Raw genomic sequence first — 19,192 nt, 5'->3', positions numbered from 1 at the left:
CAGCCACTGGCTGCTATCCGTCCTCTCCGCCAGCCCTTCCGCCCGCAAGAGGTCGCGGAGCTGCGCGTGTGCGCCGACGATGGAGAAAATGACCTTTCGCGCGGCGAGCTCGTCGTAGAGGTCGTGCAGCATGCCCGCGCCGGCGAGATCGATATAGGGCGAAGCCGAGAGGTCGCAGACCACCAGCCGGATCCCGGGCGCGCGCCGAAGCGCGATCAGGACGGTATCGAGGATCGTCTCGGCGTTGATGTAGAGCAGCGAGGCTTCGGGCCGGAACGCGATGACGCCGATCAGCGGCTCGACGTCTGCGTGCCTTGAACTGTCCGAATAACGGCCGCTGCCGGGCAAGCGGCCGAGGAACGCGACGTTTGGCCGCGAGGCCCGGGCCAGCAGCAAAAAGATCGAAGCGATCGACGCCAGCAGCACGCCTTGCAGGATTCCGAGCAATAGCACGGAGACCAGCGCAATCGTTGCGGCGTAGAAATCGATCCGGCTGACCTGCCACATCCGCACCAGCGCGCGGACGTCGACGAGCTTGTAGACGGCGGCAAAGACGATGGCTGCAAGCACGGCCTTGGGCAGGTTGGTCAAGAGTCCCGTGAAGAACAGAAGGCACAGCCCGAGCGTCACCGAGCAGATCACCAAAGCGAGCGGCGTCCGTGCGCCGGCGCTGTCATTGACGGCCGATTGCGACAGCCCGCCGGCAACCGGATAGCCATGGCCGAAGGCAACGACGAGGTTCGCTGCCCCCAGCCCCAGGAACTCCTGCCGGACATCGAGGGGATAGCCGTGCTTGGCGGCGAAGCTGCGGGCGGCCGAAACGCCCTCGATATAGGCCAGCAGGATACACCCTGCGGCGAGCGGGAAGAGGTCGTCGAAGTCCAGCAGGCCGATCGTCGGAATGCCGAGGGCCGGCAGACCTTCCGGTATCTTCCCGGTGACGGGCACGCCGTACGCCGGCAGGCCGAGCAGCGTCGCCGTCCCGATCGCGAGCGCGACGATGGTGATGCCGACCGGTTTGCCCGGCAGCAGCCGTTCGCCGAACAGGAGGAGCAGCAGCGCGACCGCGCCGACGGCGAGCACGAGCAGGTTGACGGCTCCGAGCTGGCCGGCGAGCTTGATGGCGCGGTCGAAGAAATTGTGGCCGCCGCCGGCAACGCCGAGCAGGCTCGGCAGCTGGCTCATGATGATGGTGAGCCCGGCGCCGGCCTTGAAGCCGACCAGGATGCTGTCGCTGACGAGGCGGACCAGCACGCTCAGCTTGAACAACCACGCGATGAAGCACAGCACCGCCACTGCAAAGGCCGCAAGGCTTGCGATCTGCGCATAGCGGATCGCATCGCCTCCGGCCAGCGCGCCGACGGTGCCCGCGATCATCAGGGAGATCGCCGAGGTCGGCCCGATCGCAAGCTGCCGGGACGAGCCGAGCAACGCATAGCCGATGCCGCCGAGCATATAGCCGTAAACGCCGATCTGAGGCGGCAGGCCGGCCAGCGCGGCATAGGCGAGCGAAACCGGGATGGCGTAAGCAGCCAGCGTGACGCCGGCGACGGCGTCGGAGGAAAACCACTCTCGCCGGTAGGCGCCAAGCCAGCCGGCCGGCGGGAACAACCGTATCCATCCAGGTTCGGACGGCGCGCTCATTGGACGGCCCTCTGATGCGAGGCTTCGCAGCGCAGCAAGACGACCAACAGCGCGACCACGGGAATGCCGAGCGCGAGGTCCGGAATAGCCTTGGTGGCGAAGGCGCCCACCGCGGCGCCCAAGCCGAACACCGCACACAAGGCGAAGAAGATGCCCGAGCGGCGCAGCGTGCCGAGCGGCGCGCCTCCGGCGGCGGCCTCGAAGACCGTCTCGATCGCCTGGCGCATGTTGCCCGTGACCATCACCGTGCTGCAAACGACGCCTTCGACCCTGGTGAAGATCGCGGTCTGCATCGCGGCGACGAACGAGATGCCGAGCGTTCCAGCCAGATCCGGCAGCCTGTTGTGCAGGATGCTGATCGCGATCAGCAGCAATATCTCGAGCAGGGTGCTGATTGCGCTGGCCCGCCCGCCCGCTACGCGGCGCAGCCATGCGGCAATCACGATACCGGCCGCAAAGGCGAGAAGCGGCGGCACGAAGTGAAGCGCCTTCGTCCAGTCGCCGGCCGTCGCATAAACCCAGAGGAAGATCAGGTTGGCCGTCTGGGCATTCGCCATCACGCCGTGGATGATCCAGGTATAGGCGTCGATATAGCCGCCCGCGAACGCGAGCAGCAGAACGATCTCCACCGTTTCGTCGCGGCGGATCGCGCCGGCTGCGAGGTCGAGAGCGCTCATGTTGACGATGCCGACTGTCGCGAATTCCGCATCGTCCGATAGGCGGGGCCTTGCCGCTCGCAGGGCTTGATCTGGATCAAGCAATGCCCGCGATTTCCCGACTGAGATCACGGCAAAGCGCATGGGGAGATGCGACATGGATACCGTCAGGTGGATCATCTCCACCGCTCCCGAAATCTTTCTGCTGCTGGCCGTCGCCATCGGCACGATCCTGGGCCGAGTCCGGATCCGCGGCTTCGCCGTCGGGACCACGGCCTGCATCCTGATCGTTTCCGTGCTGCTCGGACAGCTCGGCAGTTTTGCGTTTCCGCCGCTGCTCCGCGTGATCCTGTTCAGCCTGTTCGTGTTCACGATCGGCTACCGGTCCGGGCCCGAGTTCTTCGCCTCCTTGAGCGTCCGCACGCTCGCGCAGGTCGCCATGGCGCTGGTGCTGGGCGGCACCGGTCTGGTCGTCGTCCTGTTGTTTGCCCACGGCTTCCGGCTCGATCCCGGCACCGCTTCGGGGATTGCGGCCGGAGCCTTGACGCAATCGTCGGTCATCGGCACCGCCTCGGGCGCACTGGCCCAGCTCGGCCTGTCCAAGGATGTGCTGAGCCAGCAGGAGGCGAACATCGCGGCGGGCTACGCCGTGACCTATGTGCTCGGCTATATCCTGACGCTGCTGTTCGTCCCCTTCGTCGCGCCGAAATTGATGCGGATCGACCTGAAGGCCGAGGCAAAGAAGCTCGAGGCGGAGCTTGCCGGCGGCGAACCGCCCAAAACCGAAAACCTCTCGTATCGCAAGTTCCAGGCCCGCGCCTATCGCGTGACCGCGGGCGCCGGGCGCACGGTCAAGTCGATCGAGGAGGAAATCGGAAGCCGCACGGTGGTCGAGCGCATCGTCCGCCAAGGCTCGGACATCGAGCCACATTTGGAGACCGAGCTCGAGGCCGGCGACGACATCGTCATCGCCGGCCGCACTGCGGTCATCGTCGCCGCCAAGCCGATCATCGGCACCGAGATCGACGCCGACGAAATCTTGAAGGCCGTCCCGGGCAACGTGCTGGAGGTGCTCGTGGACAATCGCCATCTCCACGGCCGCTCGATCCAGGAGATCGCAACGCGTGTCGGCACCGACGCCCGGGGCGTCTTTCTACGCGCCCTCACCCGCATGGGCCGCGAGGTTCCCTTGAGCGCGGACACACGGATCTATGTCGGCGATGTCATGACGCTGGTCGGCAGCACGCGCAATATCGAACGTGCGGCAAAGGCCATCGGCCAGATCCTGCGGTCGGGTGATCGCGCCGACATTGCCTTTCTTGCCGCCGGCATTGCGGCCGGCCTGCTCGCGGGGCTCGTCAGCTTCAGGATCGGCGGCGTCGCGCTCACGCTCGGCGGTGGCGGCGGCGCGCTGATCGCGGGCCTCGTCTGCGGCTGGCTACGGTCGCGCAAGCCGACCATGGGCGCATTGCCGCCGGCGGCGCAACAGACCCTGAGCGATCTCGGACTCGGCGGCTTCATCGCGGCGATCGGGCTCGGCAACGGCGCCGCGGCCTGGGCCGCGATCCAGGCCCACGGGCTGCTTCTGGTCGGCATGGGTCTCGTCATCACGCTCGTGCCGCTGATCGTCGCGACGCTGTTTGCCTTCTATGTGCTGCGCATGAACCCGGTCGTGACCTGCGGCGCACTGGCCGGCGCCATGACCGTGGATGCCGCGGTGACCGGCGCGTGCGAGGTGGCCGAGAGCCAGACGCCGGTCCTTGGCGTCGCCGTGCCATATGCGGTCGGAAACGTGGTGCTCACGGTGCTCGGGCCGATCATCGTCGCGGCAACCTACAGCGGATGACGGAGACCCATGATGCGGCGACCGGCCAGATCGGTGCTGGGATGTTTCGCGGCCATCTTGTTCGCGTGGGCCGCCTTCGCCGCGGCCGCGCGCGCGGAGGATGACCTCCGCATCCAGGAAGAGATCTGGGCGCTGCCACTAGCGCTTCCGATGTTCGCCTATCTGGTGCGTCCCGTCGGCGACGGCCCCTTCCCGCTCGTGATCATGAACCACGGCGTCTCGCTCAACCCGACCGACCGCAGCTTCTTTCCGCTGGTCGAATTCCGCGACGCCGCCCAATGGTTCGCAAGGCGCGGCTACCTCGTGGTGGCGCCGGTCGGCTCCGGCTATGGCGCAGCCGCCATCGACATTCCCGAGCGCGCGGTCTACGGACCGTTCTTCTCCAAGATCGGCAAGTGCAGCAATCCCAATTTCCACGACGCCGGGCTCGCGGTCGCCAAGGTCGACCTCGATATCATCGACTATCTGGCCGCCGAGAAGCGCATCATCCCCAAGGACGTGATCGTGATCGGGCAGTCCGCCGGTGGCTGGGCCTCGATCGCCTTGTCGAGCATGAACCCGCCGCAGGTGAAGGCCATCATCACCTTCGCTGCGGGCCGTGGTGGACGCGTCGGCGGCAAGCCGAACAACAACTGCGCCCCCGACAGACTGGTTGAGGCCACCGCGGATTTCGGCCGCACATCGCGTGTGCCGATGCTGTGGATCTATATCGAGAACGACACCTTCTTCGGGCCGGACCTGTCGAAGCGCATGCATACGGCCTTCACCGCCGCCGGCGGCCGGGCCGAGTATCACCTGATGCCGCCGTACGGCAATGAGGGCCATTTCTTCATCGGCTCGAGGGATGCCATCCCGCTCTGGTCGCCACTGGTAACGACGTTCCTCGACGCGCTGAAATAGATGCCAGATCCGGAGGCCCAATGATGCCCAATGCCCGTGACGGCCTTGCCAGTCTCCTGCTTATCGCCATCGCCGCCGCCACGACGGCGCCCGGCCATGCCGCACCGAAGGGTGCCCAAGCCGAGAGGCCGGCCGAAATCGCCACACGTGGTCAGCGTGAAGCAAAGGACATCAGCTACGGCGGTTGGCAGAAGCTCTGCTTCAAGGCAGGCGGCGCGCCCACACTGTGCCGGACCTCGATCACCGGCCAGTTCGCGACCGGACAGACGGCGGTGCGCGTCGATCTGATCGAACGCGAAGACGCCGCCGCGGCCCGGCTGCAACTGTTCGTGCCTGTCGGCATGTACCTGCAACAGTCGCCCAGGTTGAGCGTCGACCAGGGCGCGCCCTTCCGCCTGCCCTATACCTGGTGTCTCACCAATCTGTGCATCGCTGCCGATGTGGCGGCGCCGAAGATCATCAGGGAGATGGAGTCCGGCAAGACCCTGACGCTTGAACTGGTCGATTCGAACCTTCTCGCCATGACGACTTCAATTCCCCTGGCGCAGTTCGCCACCGTCCGCAAAGGGACGCCAGCCAGGACGCTGGAGCAGGATATCGACGAATGACGGGGCGAGTTGATCTCAGGAGATGCCGGCGCGCTCAATGGATCCGATCAGCGACTCCGCCGTGAAGGGCTTGGTCAGATAGGCGAGGCAGCCGGACCCAAGCGCCGCAGCGCGGTTCGCCGGGCTGTCGTTGCCGGTGATGTAGATCACCGGCGCGGTGACGCCCTGCTCGGTCAAGCTTCGCCGCACGTCGATGCCGGATTTTCCACCAAGATCGATGTCGAGGACGATGCAGATCGCGGTGTGGAATTTGTCGTGTTGGAGCAAGGCCCCCGCGGACTCGAATAGCGCGGCGTCGAAACCGTGGCCGCGCAGCAACCTGTTCAGGCTGGCCCGCATGGACGGATCGTCATCGACGACAAAAACGGACCGGCATAGCGGCAAGGCGATCTGCCTTTCCAGGAGATGAACGAACTGAGAGCGCTGTAACGGCGGTGGGATACTGCATCCGCCTGCACTGCGTTGCCGACCCGGCGCCCGTGCATCATTGCGCACGCCTCGCCGTGCACTGTCAACACGCCTTGATACTGTCCTTTGGGGCAATCACACCGTGGGAACCGGGCTTGCGGTGAAGAAGCAGCTAATCCTCGTTCGTACCGAGCATTCCGAGCCGTTCCGCGATCGAAACGAGTTCCGCAAGCGAATGTACCTGCATCTTCTCCATGACCTGATGGCGGTGTGCTTTCACGGTGCGTTCGGTCGTCCCGAGTTCATGCGCAATCTGCTTGTTGATCCGGCCGCGCACGATGAGATTGAACACCTGTCGCTCGCGATGCGTCAGCGTGGCCAGATGGGTACGAAACGTCTCCAGCTTGCTGCGCTGGACGCGCGCCGTCCGCTGACCTGCCAGAGCGCGCTCGATCGCATCGATCAACTGCTCGGAGGATATCGGCTTGGTCAGGAAGTCTTCCGCACCCGCCTTGATCGCCCGCACGGTGGTCGGCGTGTCTGCATGCCCGGTCAGGAAGATGATCGGCAGCGTCGAGCCGGACGCGATCAATCGCGCCTGCAAATCGGGGCCGCTCAATCCAGGTATGCGCACGTCGAGCAGAATGCATCCGGCCTGCTCGGGATCCAGCGCAGACTCCTCCAACTCCAGTGCCGACGCATAGGTCGCGACCTCATAGCCGGCGAGCTTCAGACGCCGTGCGATCGCGGTCCGAAAGGACTCGTCGTCATCAACCACGTGAACGAGACCCGACACCTTCAACCTCTCGGCCAGTTCCAGCGAGGACCATTGACGTCCTCTCGCTCGACAAAGTCGTCTTCAACAGTTTGAGAACCGAAATATCTGCTTGCAATGGGCCAAATCCCCGCAGCGACAGCGCTTTCTCATTCCGCGCACCAAGCGCCGGGGGGTTGTCCCTTGGTACAATGAACCTAGGGACAATGGATTGAAATACCGCCTTGGGCGTAAATCAACCCGGCGGGAGCGGAACAGCGCGGCGCATTCCCAGTAGCGAAAATCCTTCGTCGGACGGACCAAATTCGGCGATGAGCTGAGGACCTGGCCCATGTTTGTTCGCATCACAACCGATTCCGCACTGCGTCCCAATTCCCTCCGTGACCTCGGCATGACCAGCGATTCAAATGCGCTCGTCAGTTTAAGCGAATTTTCGTACAGAAAAGGCACCGAGATTTACGGCGAGAAAGAGCCCGCCAAATATGTCTATCAGGTCAAGGCGGGCGCGGTGCGAAGCTACAAGCTGTTGTCGGATGGTCGCCGGCAGATCGGCGCATTCCACCTCATCGGCGACATCTTTGGGCTCGAGAACGGCGGGGAGCATCGATTTACGACGGAAGCGGTCGTCGACACCACGGTGCGCCTGATCAAGCGACAAAGTCTTGAAACAGTGGCCGAGAGCGATGCCATGGTGGCCAGAAACCTGCTCAGCATGACCACGAACAATCTCCAGCATGCGGAAGACCACATGCTGTTGCTCGGCCGCAAGACCTCGCTGGAGCGGGTCGCGGCGTTCCTGCTCGAGATGGACAAGCGGCTGACGGCGGCAGGCGTCATCGCGCTCCCGATGTCGCGACGCGATATTGCCGACTATCTCGGCCTGACGCTGGAGACCGTCTCGCGCGCTCTGTCGCGCCTGCACGAGCTCGGCATCCTCGGGTTCATCGGCAACACCCAACGGCAGATCGTGTTGCTCGACCGGAATCAGCTCGCCAGCCTCGATCTGCATCCTTGAACTGGCGAAACGTCGGTCGCGGTTGCCGGACGATCCGGGGCGCCGCTCGCCGCGCCCTTCATGGCCGGCGTGAAACTGGGCCAGGCGCTTCAGTCAGTCCGAGATGCTCGAGCGTCTTGCGCAACACCTCGAAAAGAATGGCGGCGGACCAGCCGAACAACAGTACGCCATTCATGGCGGTGAACGGGCCGATCAGCCGCCATTCGCGCACCGGCGTGATGTCGCCATAACCGAGCGTGGTGTAGTTGACGAAAGCAAAGTAGAGCAGGTCAGTGTCGGCGGCGGCAGCCTGGACGATGCCGTAGGTCGCAGCCCACATCAGGATTTCCAGCATGTGCGCGACCTTCAACACCACGGCGGTCGCGATCATGACGCCCATCAGGTGCAATTTCGGTCGCTTGGAGTGACGCAAACCCGCGCTGCGCGCGATCCCGACGGCGACGACCGTTACGAGAGCGTGGAGTCCGATATTGATCATGCTGACCAGCGTGCCGGCGAGGAACTGTAGCATCATGGCAACCCACCCGCCCTCAATTTGCCCCAGGACGTCTTACGTCCCCGCCAACCGATGCCAAAGGTCCGCCCGTCGACGCGCCGTCGCGTCTTCCCCTCGCCGGCTACGGCGAAGGCCTGGAAATTGACGTTAGCGAGCATGCCACACTCGCGCCAATCGGCCATGGCAGCGGTTGACTTAAGTCAATGCTGCTCCTACGGCCGGGAGATCGCCAGTGCCGATCCGGCCGGCGAGAGTTGCGACAGGACGGACGCGTTGCTTAAATCGGCGAAATTCCCGGAGGCCGAGAGCTACGACCCTTTGGCTGCGAGGCGCCCCGGCGTGATCTCAGTCGCGCTTGAGCCCGATCAACTTAATGATGGGAGCCAGTCGGGCCAGCTCGTCCGCGACCAGGTGCTGAAACTGGTCGGGACCTGAATCGACGTCCGGCTCCAGACCTTGCGAACGATAGTTTTCCTGCAACCGTGGATCTGCCATCGCAGTACGGGTCGCAGCAGCGATCCGCTCCACGATCACATCCGGGGTCGCTCTTGGAGCGAACAAGCCGAACCAGCCGGCATATCTGAGGCCCGGCATGCCGGATTCGATCACCGTCGGAATGTCCGGCGCGCCGCTCAGCCGCCGATCGCTCGTCACGGCGATCAGCCGCAGCTTGCCCGCATGGTGCAATTGCAGGATCTGGCTCGAGACCACGGCAATGACCGACGAGATCTGGCCACTGACGAGGTCGTTGGTGGCGGGGCCCATGCCTCGATAAGGAACGTGGACAAGGTCCGCTGCAACACCGGATTGCTGCCTGAACATCTCTCCGATGAGATGATTGCCGGTGCCCACCCCCGGAGTGCCATAGGACAGCCTGCCCGGATTGGCTTTCGCAAAAGCTGCCAGCTCTCGCAGGTCCTTCACAGGCAAGGAAGGATGAACCGCGAATGCCAGCGTGCTGGTGATCAGGCGATAGACGGCGCGGAAATCGCGAACCGTGTCGTAGGCAGGCTGCGCGGAGGACAACGGAATCATCACCTGGGTGCTGCCATTGCCGAGCAGAAGCGAATAGCCGTCGGGTGCGCTCTGCGCCACCGCGGCGGAGCCGATCGCACCGCCGGCGCCGCCGATATTCTCGACATAGATCGGCCCCAGCAGCGAGGTGATCCTGTCGGCCCAGGGACGGCCGATCTGATCACCGGCGGCACCAGCCGTATAGGGAATGATCAGCCTGATGGGACGGGAGGGATAGTCGTCGGCGGCTGCACAGCCGGGCCATGCGGCCAGCGCCATGATACGCGTCGCCGTATCGAGCAGTTCTCGGCGTGAAAGGAGGGACATCTTCTGCGTATTCAGGACCGTCGCGGTCATCTTACACGAATGAAGGTCCTTGAAAATCCGCTCGGGGAGATCGCTGCCCTGCACTGTGCAGGCGACAAAGCGCCGCACCATCGCTATTCGCGTCCTCAGCAGCCGCGGCAGATCGATCCTTCGAGCATCTTCTCGAGTTGGGCGTCGTCCTTGTCGATTGTCGGGTCCGTGCCGAGCAACGGCCCCTTCGTCGCGCGATGACCGCTCTCGGACGATGGCAGCGCCGTGCCGAGCGAGTTCGTCCCCGGCACGGCGGCACTCGAGCCGAGCGCCCCGCCGCTCGTCATGGACATGTGCGAACCAATGCCGCCACGCGCGGACGCCGCGCCTGAGAGAGCAAGGCAGGCGACGATGCAGAGAAACGAAAGCTGTCTCATGGTCCACACTCCACATGTTGCATGACTTGTCATCTAGAACTGGACGCCGCGCGCAAACTGACCATGCACGATCGCGCGATCAATTATGACATCGGTGACAGAACTCCGTTTCGACGGCGCACTAGCAATCATCGACGGCGCGGCCATCGCTGACATTCGATCATCGTCTCGCAAGAGTGATGCATGTCCAGCGAGCTTTGCTGACCGCGCTGCCTATATAGCTTGGTATAGAAGACACTTCCGGAAACGCCACCAGCCGAGCAGCGATCATCGCCAAGCGACTCTCCGCGCACACCAAGAAACGGAGAAGCGCTATGAGTGCATTCAAGATCCTGATTGCCGCGACACTGATTTCAACAGCGACGGCATCGTCAGCGTCCGCGGCCTGGTCCTTCGCCGACCAGGAGCCCGCTGCCTTTGCCTCGATGTTTCCCGATCGCGACGTGCTGAATGGCGGCGCGTTGACTCCGGCGGGACGCATGGGGCTCGAACGTCCCGGCGGCGCGGCCCCCGTGTTCGGCGCGGTTCACGTTCACGACCACCACTGGCGCCAATGAGACAAGAACGATGTCTCGGGCGCGACCGATCGGAAGCGACAGTCCTTTGCTGAAATCCCCGGAATCCATGCGTGACCATGACTTCATGCAAAGACGAAAATGATCGTCGTTCGCATCCACATGTCTGGCCGGCGAGCCGAGGCGTTCCCGGCGTCGCTTGGTCAAGGAGACCTGCAATGACTACACTGAAACTCTTTTCCGCCGGCTTGATCGCCGCAGCCATGGTTGCCTCCCCCGCGATGGCTCGCGAAGGCAATACGAACGCGCGGCGGACGAATGTCGACGCCTACGCCTCGACGCAACGTATTCCGGTCACTGCCAAGCGCGGCTGCGTGAGGGCTCCGGACGTCGGCGCCTACGCATCCGCGCCATGGCGCCGTCCGCCCTGCGAGCCGACATCCGGCTACTGATTGCGCGCGCTGGACGACGCCCCCTCGGCACAAGGCAACTGCCGGCGCTGAGCTGAAGGGATCGTCACGCGGTCAGGAGGCTTGTCTGCCTCACGGATGGAAGGAAGAATGGCAACTTTCCCTGATGCTGCCATTCTTCCTTCCGGGATCGACACATATTGAATCGTTCGCCACGTCGCTGCCGCCGCCCAGCGAAGTGCCGGCCTCAAGGAAGAAGACTGCCGCGACCCAGCAGTTCGACGCGGCACGGCTTTCGTCAGCATCCCGGCGGCGGGATCGGCGACACTCCCGGCGTTGGCGCGGCACCCGACGCATTGGCCGGTAACATTGTCGCAGGCGACGCCAGGTTCATCGAAACCCCTTCCATGCAGGCGGAGCTGTTCGGACTAGGCACGACGGCATTTGGATCAATGCCAGTGCCGCCGGCCCCGCTGGTGTCCTCCAGGATCGTCCCAGGCACCGGATTGGCCGGCACTTGCGGGATCAAGAGCGGCAGAGACGCAGCACTCGTCGTCTGCCCTCCAGGCGTTGAACTGCAGGTGACTGTCGTTCCCGCTCCCGCGGGCGCAGCCGCAGGAATTGTCCCCGTGGAGCTGCTGATCTGCCCCATGACCGGAAGTACTGGAGCCACACTGCCCGGCATCGGCAGGCCCGTGCTCGACACGACCGGTATCGCCGGCGCCAATGCCGGAGAATTCGACGGCGGCGCGCAGACAACAACCGTACCCGGCGTCGTCGGATTAGAGGCGAGCGGAACCGGCGCCAGCGTCGTATCGGGTGCGCCGGGCTCGGTCGTTGCGGAAAACGGGCCAGGGCTGTTGAGCGGCGAGATGACGACAGCCCCCGGCACGGTTGGAAGACTCATTGCCGTGCTCCCGGTCGTTGCCACCTGGGCGTCGCTGGGACAACAGCCCAGCTGCAGGACAATCAGCGCGGCGGGTACGATCCGGATCATGCCCGTGCCCCTAGCTTGCGTCCTGCTTGCGAATGGCGACCTTGCTGCCCTCCGCCAGATTGATCGCCGGATTGAGCACGACCTGCTCGCCAGGCTGCATGCCGTCGCGGACTTCGACCGACGTACCGAAATCCCGCGCGATCGACACCTTCTGCAGATGAACGGTGCCATTCCGCACCACCACGACGTGAAGCCCGTTTTGATCGAAGACCAGCGCATCGGACGATACCGTCATCGATGGGGTCTTGCGCGGGATCGACAGCTCGACCGTGCAATAGATGCCGGGACTTAAGGCTCCATCCGGATTCGGGACGTCGATCTCGGTCAGCAGCGTTCGGCTTCCCGGCTGCAACGCGGTTGCGATGCGCGTAACTTTGCCCGGAAACGTCCGGTCCGGAATCTCGGGGACGCGGATCTCGGCATCAACGCCCGGCGCGACTCCGAAGGCTTCGTCCTGTGGAACGAACACCTGCGTTCGGATCACGTTGGCATGCATCAGCGTGAACATGAAGGTCGATCCGGCCTGTACCAGGCTGCCATTGTCCACATTACGCTGCGTGATCACGCCGTCGAACGGCGCCACCACGCGCTGGTACGCCTTCTCCTGCTGAAGAACGCGAATCTGCGCTTCCTGCGCCGTGATATTCGATTGGGCCACATTCACGGCCGCCTGCTGGGCACGCAGTGTGAGACGGTCGTTGTCACCCTGCTGTGCCGTCAGCCAGCCCTGCTTGACCAGATTGCCATCCCGCGCATTGGTGACGTCGGCAAGCTCCCGGCTCGCCTGCGCCTGCTGCAGCGAGGCCTGGTTCTGCGCCAGCGTCGCCTGGGCCTGCGCGATCTGCTGGTCGAGCTCCGGCGCGGTGATCTCCACGAGAAGGTCGCCCTTCCTCACCCGATCGCCGATATCCACGTAACGCTTCTCGATATAGCCGCTGGCCCGCGCGAAAATGTTTGCCGCCTCGAATGCCGTCGTCGTCGCAGGCAAGGTGACCTTCATGATGTCGCCGCTGGGGCGAACCGTGGCCACCCGAACCTCCGGAACGGCGGTCCTGCTCTTCTCTGTCACTGCAGCGACGTCGCGCGCGGCCTGATAGTGCCGCCAGCCGCCGATACCAAGACCGCCTGCGAGCAGCAGGAGCACACCACCTCCGAGCAACACGCCGCCGTAGCGGCGCTGCGGCCGCCCGCCCCTCCCGGGCAATTCCACGATCCGGCAGCTCTCCGCATCAGATCGGTCCCTTGCGTCGTCATCATTAGTCCGCGCGCCAACATCGCTCATTTCGGTATCTCCTCAAATACGCCGTGATGAGGCCTGCCATCGTTGCGCTTGCGCAGCATGGCGAAGAGATAGGGCACGATCAGCAATGTCGTCGGCGTTGCAAACAGCAGCCCACCAATAACGGCACGCGCGAGCGCCGCGTTCTGCTCCTCGCCCGGGCCTCCGATCGCCATCGGGATCATGCCCACGATCATCGCGGCGGCCGTCATCAGGACCGGACGGATTCGCGTGCGACCCGCGCTCAACGCAGCCTGGAGGGCCGACTGCCCCTTCAGCTGCTCGTCACGCGCGAAGGTCACGAGCAGGATCGAATTGGCGGACGCAACCCCGACCGCCATGATCGCGCCCATCAGCGAAGGCACGTTCAATGTCGTTCCCGTGATGAACAACATCGTCACGATACCGCAGAAGGTTGCCGGCAGCGCCAGGATGACGACGAAGGGATCGCCGAAGTTCTGGTAGTTCACGACCATCAACAAATAGACCAGGATGGCGGCAAACAGCAGCCCGATCCCGAGATCGCGAAACGACTGATGCATGCTCTGGATCTGGCCCAGGACCTGGATCGAATTACCGGGCTGGAGCTGCTTCTGCAGCGTCGCGGTCACCCTGTCGATATCGGCTGCGACGCTGCCGAGATCGCGGCCCTGGACGCTCGCATAGACGTCGAACACCGGCTGGACATTGGCCTGGTTCAAATTGGTAGGCACGGTGCCCCGCTTGAACGTTGCGACGTTGCTGAGCAGGCCCGGGACTGTCTGCCCGCTTGCAGCAAGCGAGGCCGAAACCGGTGTGTTACCCAAAGCGTTGAGCGAATTGGCCCTGTATTCGGGGGTCTGCACAGCCAGATAGTACGGGATGCCTGACGTCGGATCGGTCCAGAAATTGGGCGAGACCTGGGCGGACGAGCTGAGGCTGACATTGATGTTTGTCGCAACCGTGCTGGCATTGAGCCCGAGCTGCGCAGCGCGGGTGCGGTCTATGTCAGCGTAGAATGCGGGAGCGTCGACCTCCTGCTGAAGATGCGCATCGACGATCCCGGGAACTGCCGCCAGGCTCTTCTGCGCCTGCTTTGCGACCGCCAGATTGTTGGCGCCGTAGCCGGCCGTCCGGACGTCGATCTGCGCCGGCAGGCCGAAGTTCAGGATCTGCGTGACGATGTCGGCCGCCTGAAAATAGAACAGATCCTCGGGAAATGCGGATGGCAGCACCTGGCGCAACTTCTTGACATAATCCGCGGTCGGCCTGTGTCCGTCCTTGAGCGACACGAGGATGGTGCCGTCGTTCACCCCTATCGTCGAACCGTCGGTGAATGCCAGATTATAGGGGCGCGCCGGCAGTCCGATATTGTCGACGATCAGTGCCCGGTCCTTGTCCGGAATGACTTCGCGGATCTTGTCCTCGACCGCCTGGAAGATCGCCTCCGTGTGCTCAATGCGGGTGCCGGCGGGTGCGCGAACATGGAGCTGGATCTGACCACCGTCGATCAAGGGGTAGAAGTCCCTGCCGACGTAGATGAACATGACGCCCCCGAGAGCCAGCATCAGCGCGGCCACCACCGGGACGATGCTCCGGCGCCGAAGTAAAACCATCAGGAGATCGGAATAGCCGTCGCGCAGCCGCTCAAATCCACGCTCGAACATGGTGGAGGCCCTCGCGAAAATCCCGGACGGACTCTCGTCCTTGGAATGGCGCCGCTCGCCCTTCAGCAGCAGACCGATCGTGATCGGTGTAAGCGTCCGCGACAGCCCGTATGACGCCAGCATCGCGAACACCACCGCCAGACCGAGCGGAGTGAAGAGGTACTTGGCCGGTCCCTGCAGGAACACCACCGAAGTGAACACGCAACTGATCGCGAGCGTAGAGACGAGCGTCGGCACCGCGATTTCGGCTGCACCATGCAGCGTTGCGTCCGACAGCGGCATCCCCTCCTCCGTCCAGAGCCGATGCGTGTTCTCGATCGTCACCGTCGAATCGTCGACCAGTATGCCGACCGCAAGCGCGAGTCCCCCCAGCGTCATCGTGTTGAGGGTCTCTCCCAGAAAATGCAGAACAACGAGCGAGGACAGCATCGCGAGCGGGATCGAGATCAGGACGACGAGCGTCGACCGCCACGATCCGAGAAACACCAGGATCATCAGCGCCGTGAGGCCCGCCGCGATCGCGCCTTCCCGCAGCACGCCGTCGACCGAATGGGTGACGAAGACAGATTGATCGAACAGCTCGTTGATCTTCAGCCCGGCAGGTGCCGAGGCCCGAATCGACTTCAAGGCGTGCTTGACACCGTTGACGACCGCAAGTGTCGAAGCGTTGCCGTTCTTGATCACGCTGAGCAGGACCGAACGATGGCCGTCCTCGCGCACGATGTTCTGCTGCACCTGTGATCCATCGCGGACCTGGGCAACATCTTTCAGCAGGATCGTGGCGCCATTCGCGAACTTGACCGGGATCATATTGAGATCCTTGATCGAGGCCGGTGTCGCATTGGTCCGGACGGTGTACTGGGTGTCGCCGATCTTCGCCGTGCCTGTCGGCAGCGTCAGGTTCTGGGTATTCACTGCATTGACGATGTCGAGCGGCGTCAGTCCGCGCGACAGCAGCTTGCTCGGATCGATGTCGACCATGATCTGACGATACTTGCCGCCCGCAGGCGTTGGCAGCGTCACCCCGGGGACAGGAGCCAGCTGCTGCCGGATCCGGTAGATGCCGAAATCGTATAATTGCTGTTCGTTCAGCTTGTCGGACTCGAGGCTGAGCTGCAGCACCGGCACGCTCGAGGCATTGAACTGCACGATGACCGGCGGCTGAATACCCGGCGGCATCAAGGCGCGGATGGCGTTCGTCGCCGAGACGATCTGCGAGATCGCGAGATCGAGGTTGACGTCCGGCTGGAAGTAGATCTTCTGAACCGACAAGCCGTTGAGCGTCTGCGCCTCGATGTTCTTGATGCCGCTGACATTGGCGCTGATCGAATACTGGCTGTACGTGCTGACACGCTGCTCCATCTCCGGAGTGGAGAGGCCGGTGTAACTCCAGATGACGGTGACGACGGGAATGCGGATCTCGGGAAAGACGTCCGTCGGCATCGACCAAATCGCGATGCCGCCGAGAAACAGGATCAGCGCCGCAAGCACGTAGAACGTATGCGGAAACCGCAGCGCGAATCGAACAATTCCCATGATGACTTCCGCCTGAAGACGATTGCGCCTAACTTCGAACAGATGATGACGAGCCGGCATCCGTTCAAATGAAAACTAATTCAGGACGTCTTGCCGGAACGACTGCGCTCGGCCGCGTCCATCACCGGTTCTCGATCGCTCAGAGAGACGTGAGTTCTTCCGGTGCGGATTCCGTAACGCCACGAGAATAATCACGCGGCGCGGGAGATACGCGTCCGCGCGATTCGAAAGCGCACGCCGCATTCTGCGCCGCCAGTACCGCGGCCCGTCTGACCCTTGCGAATGCGCAGATCTCGATCTGCCGGACCCGCTCGCTCGAGATGGAGAGTTCACGACCAAGCTGTTCGAGTGTGCGGGGGTGCTCAGCCAGCCGCCTCGCCTCCAATACGCGCCGCTCGCGCTCCGTAAGGACATCGAGTGCCAGGCGCAACGCGCTGGTGCGACGCTCTGTCTGTTCCTGCTCGGCGATGACCGTCTCGGCGTCGATTGCATCGTCAACCAGCAAGCTCTGCCACTCGGCTCCCTCCTCGTCGCCTCCAACGCGCGCATTCAGCGAGAGGTCGCCGTTCAAGCGGGAGTCCATCTCGATCACGTCGCGCGTCGCAACGTCGAGCCTCCCGGCAATCATCCTGGCAGCCTCCAGCGTGAGGCCCGCCATCTCACCGCCTGTCGCTCTCCTCATCTCGCTGCGGAGCCTGAAGAACAGCTTCCTCTGGGCCGTCGTCGTACCGATGCGGACCAGTGACCAGGACCGCAGGATGTACTCGTGAATGGTTGCTTTGACCCACCACACTGCATAGCTGGAAAACCGCGCGCCGCGGTCGGCCTCGAAACGGGATGCCGCGATCACCAGCCCGAGATTTGCTTCAGCAATGAGATCAGCCAGCGGAAGGCCATATCCCCTGTAACCTCGCGCCAACCTGGCTGCGAGGCGGAGGTGACTGGTGACGAGCACGTTGGCGGCGTCAGGATCCCGCGTTTCCTGCCAATGACGTGCCAGCCGCTGCTCCTGATCAGGCTGCAGCAGATCGTATCGCCTGATGGCTGCTGCGTAGGCATTGACCGCGCTTGCCGACGCAGTTCGGCCGAACGTCGAGGTCTTGTTTCTCACGATCACGTGACGAGTTTGCATCCGCTGCTCCCGCGCTCGAACTTGGCGAGTAAGCGTAAGAGGCCTTCGCGCGGAGCTGCCACTAAATTGGACTTGAGAATCCTGAATTCGTTTTCAGGCATCTCGACTTTCCCCGTTCGCGAGCCACGCATCACCGCCGACGTCACGTCCGGTCAAGCCTCGCGTGACGCGCGATCTCGAGGTGCTGGGGCGCGGTCCCTTTGCTCCTGTCGAGACAAGGATCTCGACCCTCCCTCCGGGGGGCGGGTAAATGATCAGCCTGAAACCGTGAAGCTTGACGATGGCAGCCACCAGGCTCAGTCCCAGTCCTACTCCGGGCGTGTGGCGCATCTTGTCGGAACGATAGAAGCGCCGCAGCACGGCCTCACGTTCCTGCTCGTTGATGCCAAGCCCGGTATCGCTCACGCGCACGAACGCGGTCTTGTCGGTCGACACCAGCTCGAGCCTGACCATTCCGCCCGCGGGCGTGAACTTGACGGCATTGTCCACGAGATTGGCGACCGTCTCGAATAGCAGGTCGCGATCGCCCCATACCTGCACCTTGCGATCGATGGCGACGCCAAGCGCGACGTTCTTGTCTTCGGCAATGGGCTCGTAGACGTCGCAGACCTCGCGCAGGATCTCGTCGAGCGCGACATCGCCGAAACCGGCCATCCGGCGGTTGTTCTCGATCTCAGCCAAACGCAGCAACGCGGTGACGATTGCGAGCGACTGATCGATCCCGGCGACCGCCTTGTCGACGACCTCATGGAGTTGCTCCAGCGTGGCCGCGTGCGTGCGGCCTCTCTCCAGCGCCAGCCGGGCACGGGTGAGCGGTGTCCTGAGATCATGAGCAATGTCGTTACCGACGCCAGTCAGGGCGTTGATCATCGTCTCCATTTCGTCGAGCATCCCATTGACGATGCCGGCCAGCCGCGCGAACGGATCATCCACATTGTCCTGTGGTAAACGCTCGCGCAGATCACCGGCCACGATCCGCCGGACCCGCTGGTTCACTTCCTCCACGCGCCTCTGGGCACGGATGCTCAAGCACGCTCCGGCCAGCAGGCAGAGGCAAAATGCCGGCAGCAGGCCGAGCGCGAGAGCCTGCCCCACGACACTCGATATCTCGCGCGTCTCATCGACATTTCTCCCCATGACCAGGATGGCTCCGCCCTCCAGGCGCCTGGCCGCCGCCCTGACAACCGGATCGTGGTCAGTCGATTGCGTGATGCGATCGAGCCGCACCCCCTGCACCACCCCGTCGAGCTCGAGCTCCTGCGGCACGCGCTGGATGTTGCCGGCAAGCCGGGCTCCGGCGACGTCGAACAGTCCCGCGTACTGCACGCCCCTGGAGTCCTGTTCGAGGTGATCGGTGATCGCGTTGACACGGCGGGCCGAAGGCAGCCTGGCCAGGAAGTCGATCTGCGTCGTGATCATCCGATCCGACCGGACGATCAGATAGTCATCGATCTTCCAATAGATGAACGCGAACAGCCCGACCACGAACAGCGCAAAGGCCGCCGCCACCGCCAAGGCCCAGAGAAACGTGTTCGAACGAATAAAGTGGAACTGGCGCATCGGTTCGACGCTCGATAGTCG

General features: G+C 63.7%; 17 protein-coding genes. 6 read left to right on the top strand and 11 right to left on the bottom strand.

The features are described from left to right. Together IC66_RS0113530 and IC66_RS0113525 are read right to left on the bottom strand one after the other, a co-directional pair. On the bottom strand, positions 1-1,644 hold a 1,644-nt coding region (locus IC66_RS0113530), incomplete at its 3' end, for a SulP family inorganic anion transporter (protein WP_038947991.1). Next, positions 1,641-2,321 carry a YoaK family protein gene (locus tag IC66_RS0113525; protein ID WP_028142527.1) on the bottom strand — a complete coding sequence of 227 codons (681 nt, stop codon included), beginning with the start codon at positions 2,319-2,321 and terminating at the stop codon, positions 1,641-1,643. The genes IC66_RS0113530 and IC66_RS0113525, both read right to left, overlap by 4 nt. A gap of 136 nt (positions 2,322-2,457) precedes the next feature. On the opposite strand from IC66_RS0113525, the gene IC66_RS0113520 reads away from it, so the two are divergent. The 3 genes from IC66_RS0113520 to IC66_RS0113510 are packed head-to-tail and all read left to right on the top strand — an operon-like array spanning position 2,458 to position 5,654. Beyond that, positions 2,458-4,146 (top strand): aspartate:alanine exchanger family transporter, encoded by a 1,689-nt coding sequence (locus IC66_RS0113520; protein WP_038947990.1) that lies wholly within the window; start codon positions 2,458-2,460, stop codon positions 4,144-4,146. Between the two features lie 9 nt (positions 4,147-4,155). Next, positions 4,156-5,046: an alpha/beta hydrolase family protein gene (locus IC66_RS0113515; protein ID WP_390887032.1), complete on the top strand. Its 891-nt coding sequence runs from the start codon at positions 4,156-4,158 to the stop codon at positions 5,044-5,046. A 23-nt stretch (positions 5,047-5,069) separates the two neighbouring features. Then, a complete protein-coding gene (locus tag IC66_RS0113510; RefSeq protein ID WP_038947988.1) occupies positions 5,070-5,654 on the top strand; it encodes an invasion associated locus B family protein in 585 nt (194 codons plus the stop codon). A gap of 15 nt (positions 5,655-5,669) precedes the next feature. Here the strand turns inward: IC66_RS0113510 and IC66_RS0113505 are convergent, their stop codons facing one another. Then, complete coding sequence (locus tag IC66_RS0113505) at positions 5,670-6,038, bottom strand: response regulator transcription factor (RefSeq protein ID WP_028142523.1); 369 nt, start codon at positions 6,036-6,038, stop codon at positions 5,670-5,672. Between the two features lie 196 nt (positions 6,039-6,234). Further along, complete coding sequence (locus tag IC66_RS0113500; RefSeq protein WP_028142522.1) at positions 6,235-6,858, bottom strand: response regulator transcription factor; 624 nt, start codon at positions 6,856-6,858, stop codon at positions 6,235-6,237. 310 nt (positions 6,859-7,168) lie between these two features. Between IC66_RS0113500 and IC66_RS0113495 the strand changes: the two genes are divergently transcribed. Beyond that, on the top strand, positions 7,169-7,852 hold the full coding sequence (locus tag IC66_RS0113495) for a helix-turn-helix domain-containing protein (protein ID WP_038947987.1): 684 nt from the start codon (positions 7,169-7,171) through the stop codon (positions 7,850-7,852). 58 nt (positions 7,853-7,910) lie between these two features. Here the strand turns inward: IC66_RS0113495 and IC66_RS0113490 are convergent, their stop codons facing one another. From IC66_RS0113490 to IC66_RS0113475, 3 genes are all read right to left on the bottom strand, one after another. After that, positions 7,911-8,366 (bottom strand): potassium channel family protein, encoded by a 456-nt coding sequence (locus IC66_RS0113490; protein WP_038947985.1) that lies wholly within the window; start codon positions 8,364-8,366, stop codon positions 7,911-7,913. Positions 8,367-8,693: 327 nt separating this feature from the next. After that, positions 8,694-9,689 carry a Bug family tripartite tricarboxylate transporter substrate binding protein gene (locus IC66_RS0113480; RefSeq protein ID WP_038947984.1) on the bottom strand — a complete coding sequence of 332 codons (996 nt, stop codon included), beginning with the start codon at positions 9,687-9,689 and terminating at the stop codon, positions 8,694-8,696. A 125-nt stretch (positions 9,690-9,814) separates the two neighbouring features. After that, positions 9,815-10,096 carry a hypothetical protein gene (locus tag IC66_RS0113475; RefSeq protein WP_038947983.1) on the bottom strand — a complete coding sequence of 94 codons (282 nt, stop codon included), beginning with the start codon at positions 10,094-10,096 and terminating at the stop codon, positions 9,815-9,817. Positions 10,097-10,410: 314 nt separating this feature from the next. Between IC66_RS0113475 and IC66_RS0113470 the strand changes: the two genes are divergently transcribed. Together IC66_RS0113470 and IC66_RS0113465 are read left to right on the top strand one after the other, a co-directional pair. Further along, positions 10,411-10,653, top strand: a complete 243-nt coding sequence (locus tag IC66_RS0113470) for a hypothetical protein (RefSeq protein WP_038947982.1) — start codon at positions 10,411-10,413, stop codon at positions 10,651-10,653. Positions 10,654-10,829: 176 nt separating this feature from the next. After that, a complete protein-coding gene (locus IC66_RS0113465) occupies positions 10,830-11,063 on the top strand; it encodes a hypothetical protein (RefSeq protein ID WP_038947981.1) in 234 nt (77 codons plus the stop codon). A gap of 965 nt (positions 11,064-12,028) precedes the next feature. Here IC66_RS0113465 and IC66_RS0113460 read toward each other — a convergent pair. The 4 genes from IC66_RS0113460 to IC66_RS0113445 all read right to left on the bottom strand — a co-directional run bounded on the left by IC66_RS0113460 (position 12,029) and on the right by IC66_RS0113445 (position 19,171). Then, entirely contained in the window at positions 12,029-13,300 is a 1,272-nt protein-coding gene (locus tag IC66_RS0113460) for an efflux RND transporter periplasmic adaptor subunit (protein ID WP_038947980.1), read from the bottom strand. Continuing rightward, positions 13,297-16,479: an efflux RND transporter permease subunit gene (locus tag IC66_RS0113455; RefSeq protein ID WP_038947979.1), complete on the bottom strand. Its 3,183-nt coding sequence runs from the start codon at positions 16,477-16,479 to the stop codon at positions 13,297-13,299. Before IC66_RS0113455 ends, IC66_RS0113460 begins: the two co-directional genes overlap by 4 nt. 139 nt (positions 16,480-16,618) lie before the next feature. Next, complete coding sequence (locus IC66_RS0113450; RefSeq protein WP_083859291.1) at positions 16,619-17,611, bottom strand: RNA polymerase factor sigma-32; 993 nt, start codon at positions 17,609-17,611, stop codon at positions 16,619-16,621. Positions 17,612-17,704: 93 nt separating this feature from the next. Next, positions 17,705-19,171 (bottom strand): sensor histidine kinase, encoded by a 1,467-nt coding sequence (locus IC66_RS0113445; RefSeq protein WP_080670185.1) that lies wholly within the window; start codon positions 19,169-19,171, stop codon positions 17,705-17,707. Positions 19,172-19,192 lie beyond the last annotated feature (21 nt).

The organism is Bradyrhizobium genomosp. III, assembly GCF_000261705.1.
In the GTDB taxonomy this organism is placed as follows: domain Bacteria; phylum Pseudomonadota; class Alphaproteobacteria; order Rhizobiales; family Xanthobacteraceae; genus Bradyrhizobium; species Bradyrhizobium ottawaense.
Note: the sequence above shows the minus strand (reverse complement) of the source record. Positions and strands in the feature narration are given on the sequence as shown.

Coding starts and splice junctions, on each gene's coding strand:
- IC66_RS0113480 (WP_038947984.1), bottom strand. CDS start 9,689: ATGTCCCTCCTTTCACGCCGAGAACTGCTCGATACGGCGACGCGTATC.
- IC66_RS0113520 (WP_038947990.1), top strand. CDS start 2,458: ATGGATACCGTCAGGTGGATCATCTCCACCGCTCCCGAAATCTTTCTG.
- IC66_RS0113495 (WP_038947987.1), top strand. CDS start 7,169: ATGTTTGTTCGCATCACAACCGATTCCGCACTGCGTCCCAATTCCCTC.
- IC66_RS0113475 (WP_038947983.1), bottom strand. CDS start 10,096: ATGAGACAGCTTTCGTTTCTCTGCATCGTCGCCTGCCTTGCTCTCTCA.
- IC66_RS0113455 (WP_038947979.1), bottom strand. CDS start 16,479: ATGGGAATTGTTCGATTCGCGCTGCGGTTTCCGCATACGTTCTACGTG.
- IC66_RS0113525 (WP_028142527.1), bottom strand. CDS start 2,321: ATGAGCGCTCTCGACCTCGCAGCCGGCGCGATCCGCCGCGACGAAACG.
- IC66_RS0113460 (WP_038947980.1), bottom strand. CDS start 13,300: ATGAGCGATGTTGGCGCGCGGACTAATGATGACGACGCAAGGGACCGA.
- IC66_RS0113465 (WP_038947981.1), top strand. CDS start 10,830: ATGACTACACTGAAACTCTTTTCCGCCGGCTTGATCGCCGCAGCCATG.
- IC66_RS0113510 (WP_038947988.1), top strand. CDS start 5,070: ATGCCCAATGCCCGTGACGGCCTTGCCAGTCTCCTGCTTATCGCCATC.
- IC66_RS0113490 (WP_038947985.1), bottom strand. CDS start 8,366: ATGATGCTACAGTTCCTCGCCGGCACGCTGGTCAGCATGATCAATATC.
- IC66_RS0113470 (WP_038947982.1), top strand. CDS start 10,411: ATGAGTGCATTCAAGATCCTGATTGCCGCGACACTGATTTCAACAGCG.
- IC66_RS0113515 (WP_390887032.1), top strand. CDS start 4,156: ATGATGCGGCGACCGGCCAGATCGGTGCTGGGATGTTTCGCGGCCATC.
- IC66_RS0113450 (WP_083859291.1), bottom strand. CDS start 17,611: ATGCAAACTCGTCACGTGATCGTGAGAAACAAGACCTCGACGTTCGGC.
- IC66_RS0113445 (WP_080670185.1), bottom strand. CDS start 19,171: ATGCGCCAGTTCCACTTTATTCGTTCGAACACGTTTCTCTGGGCCTTG.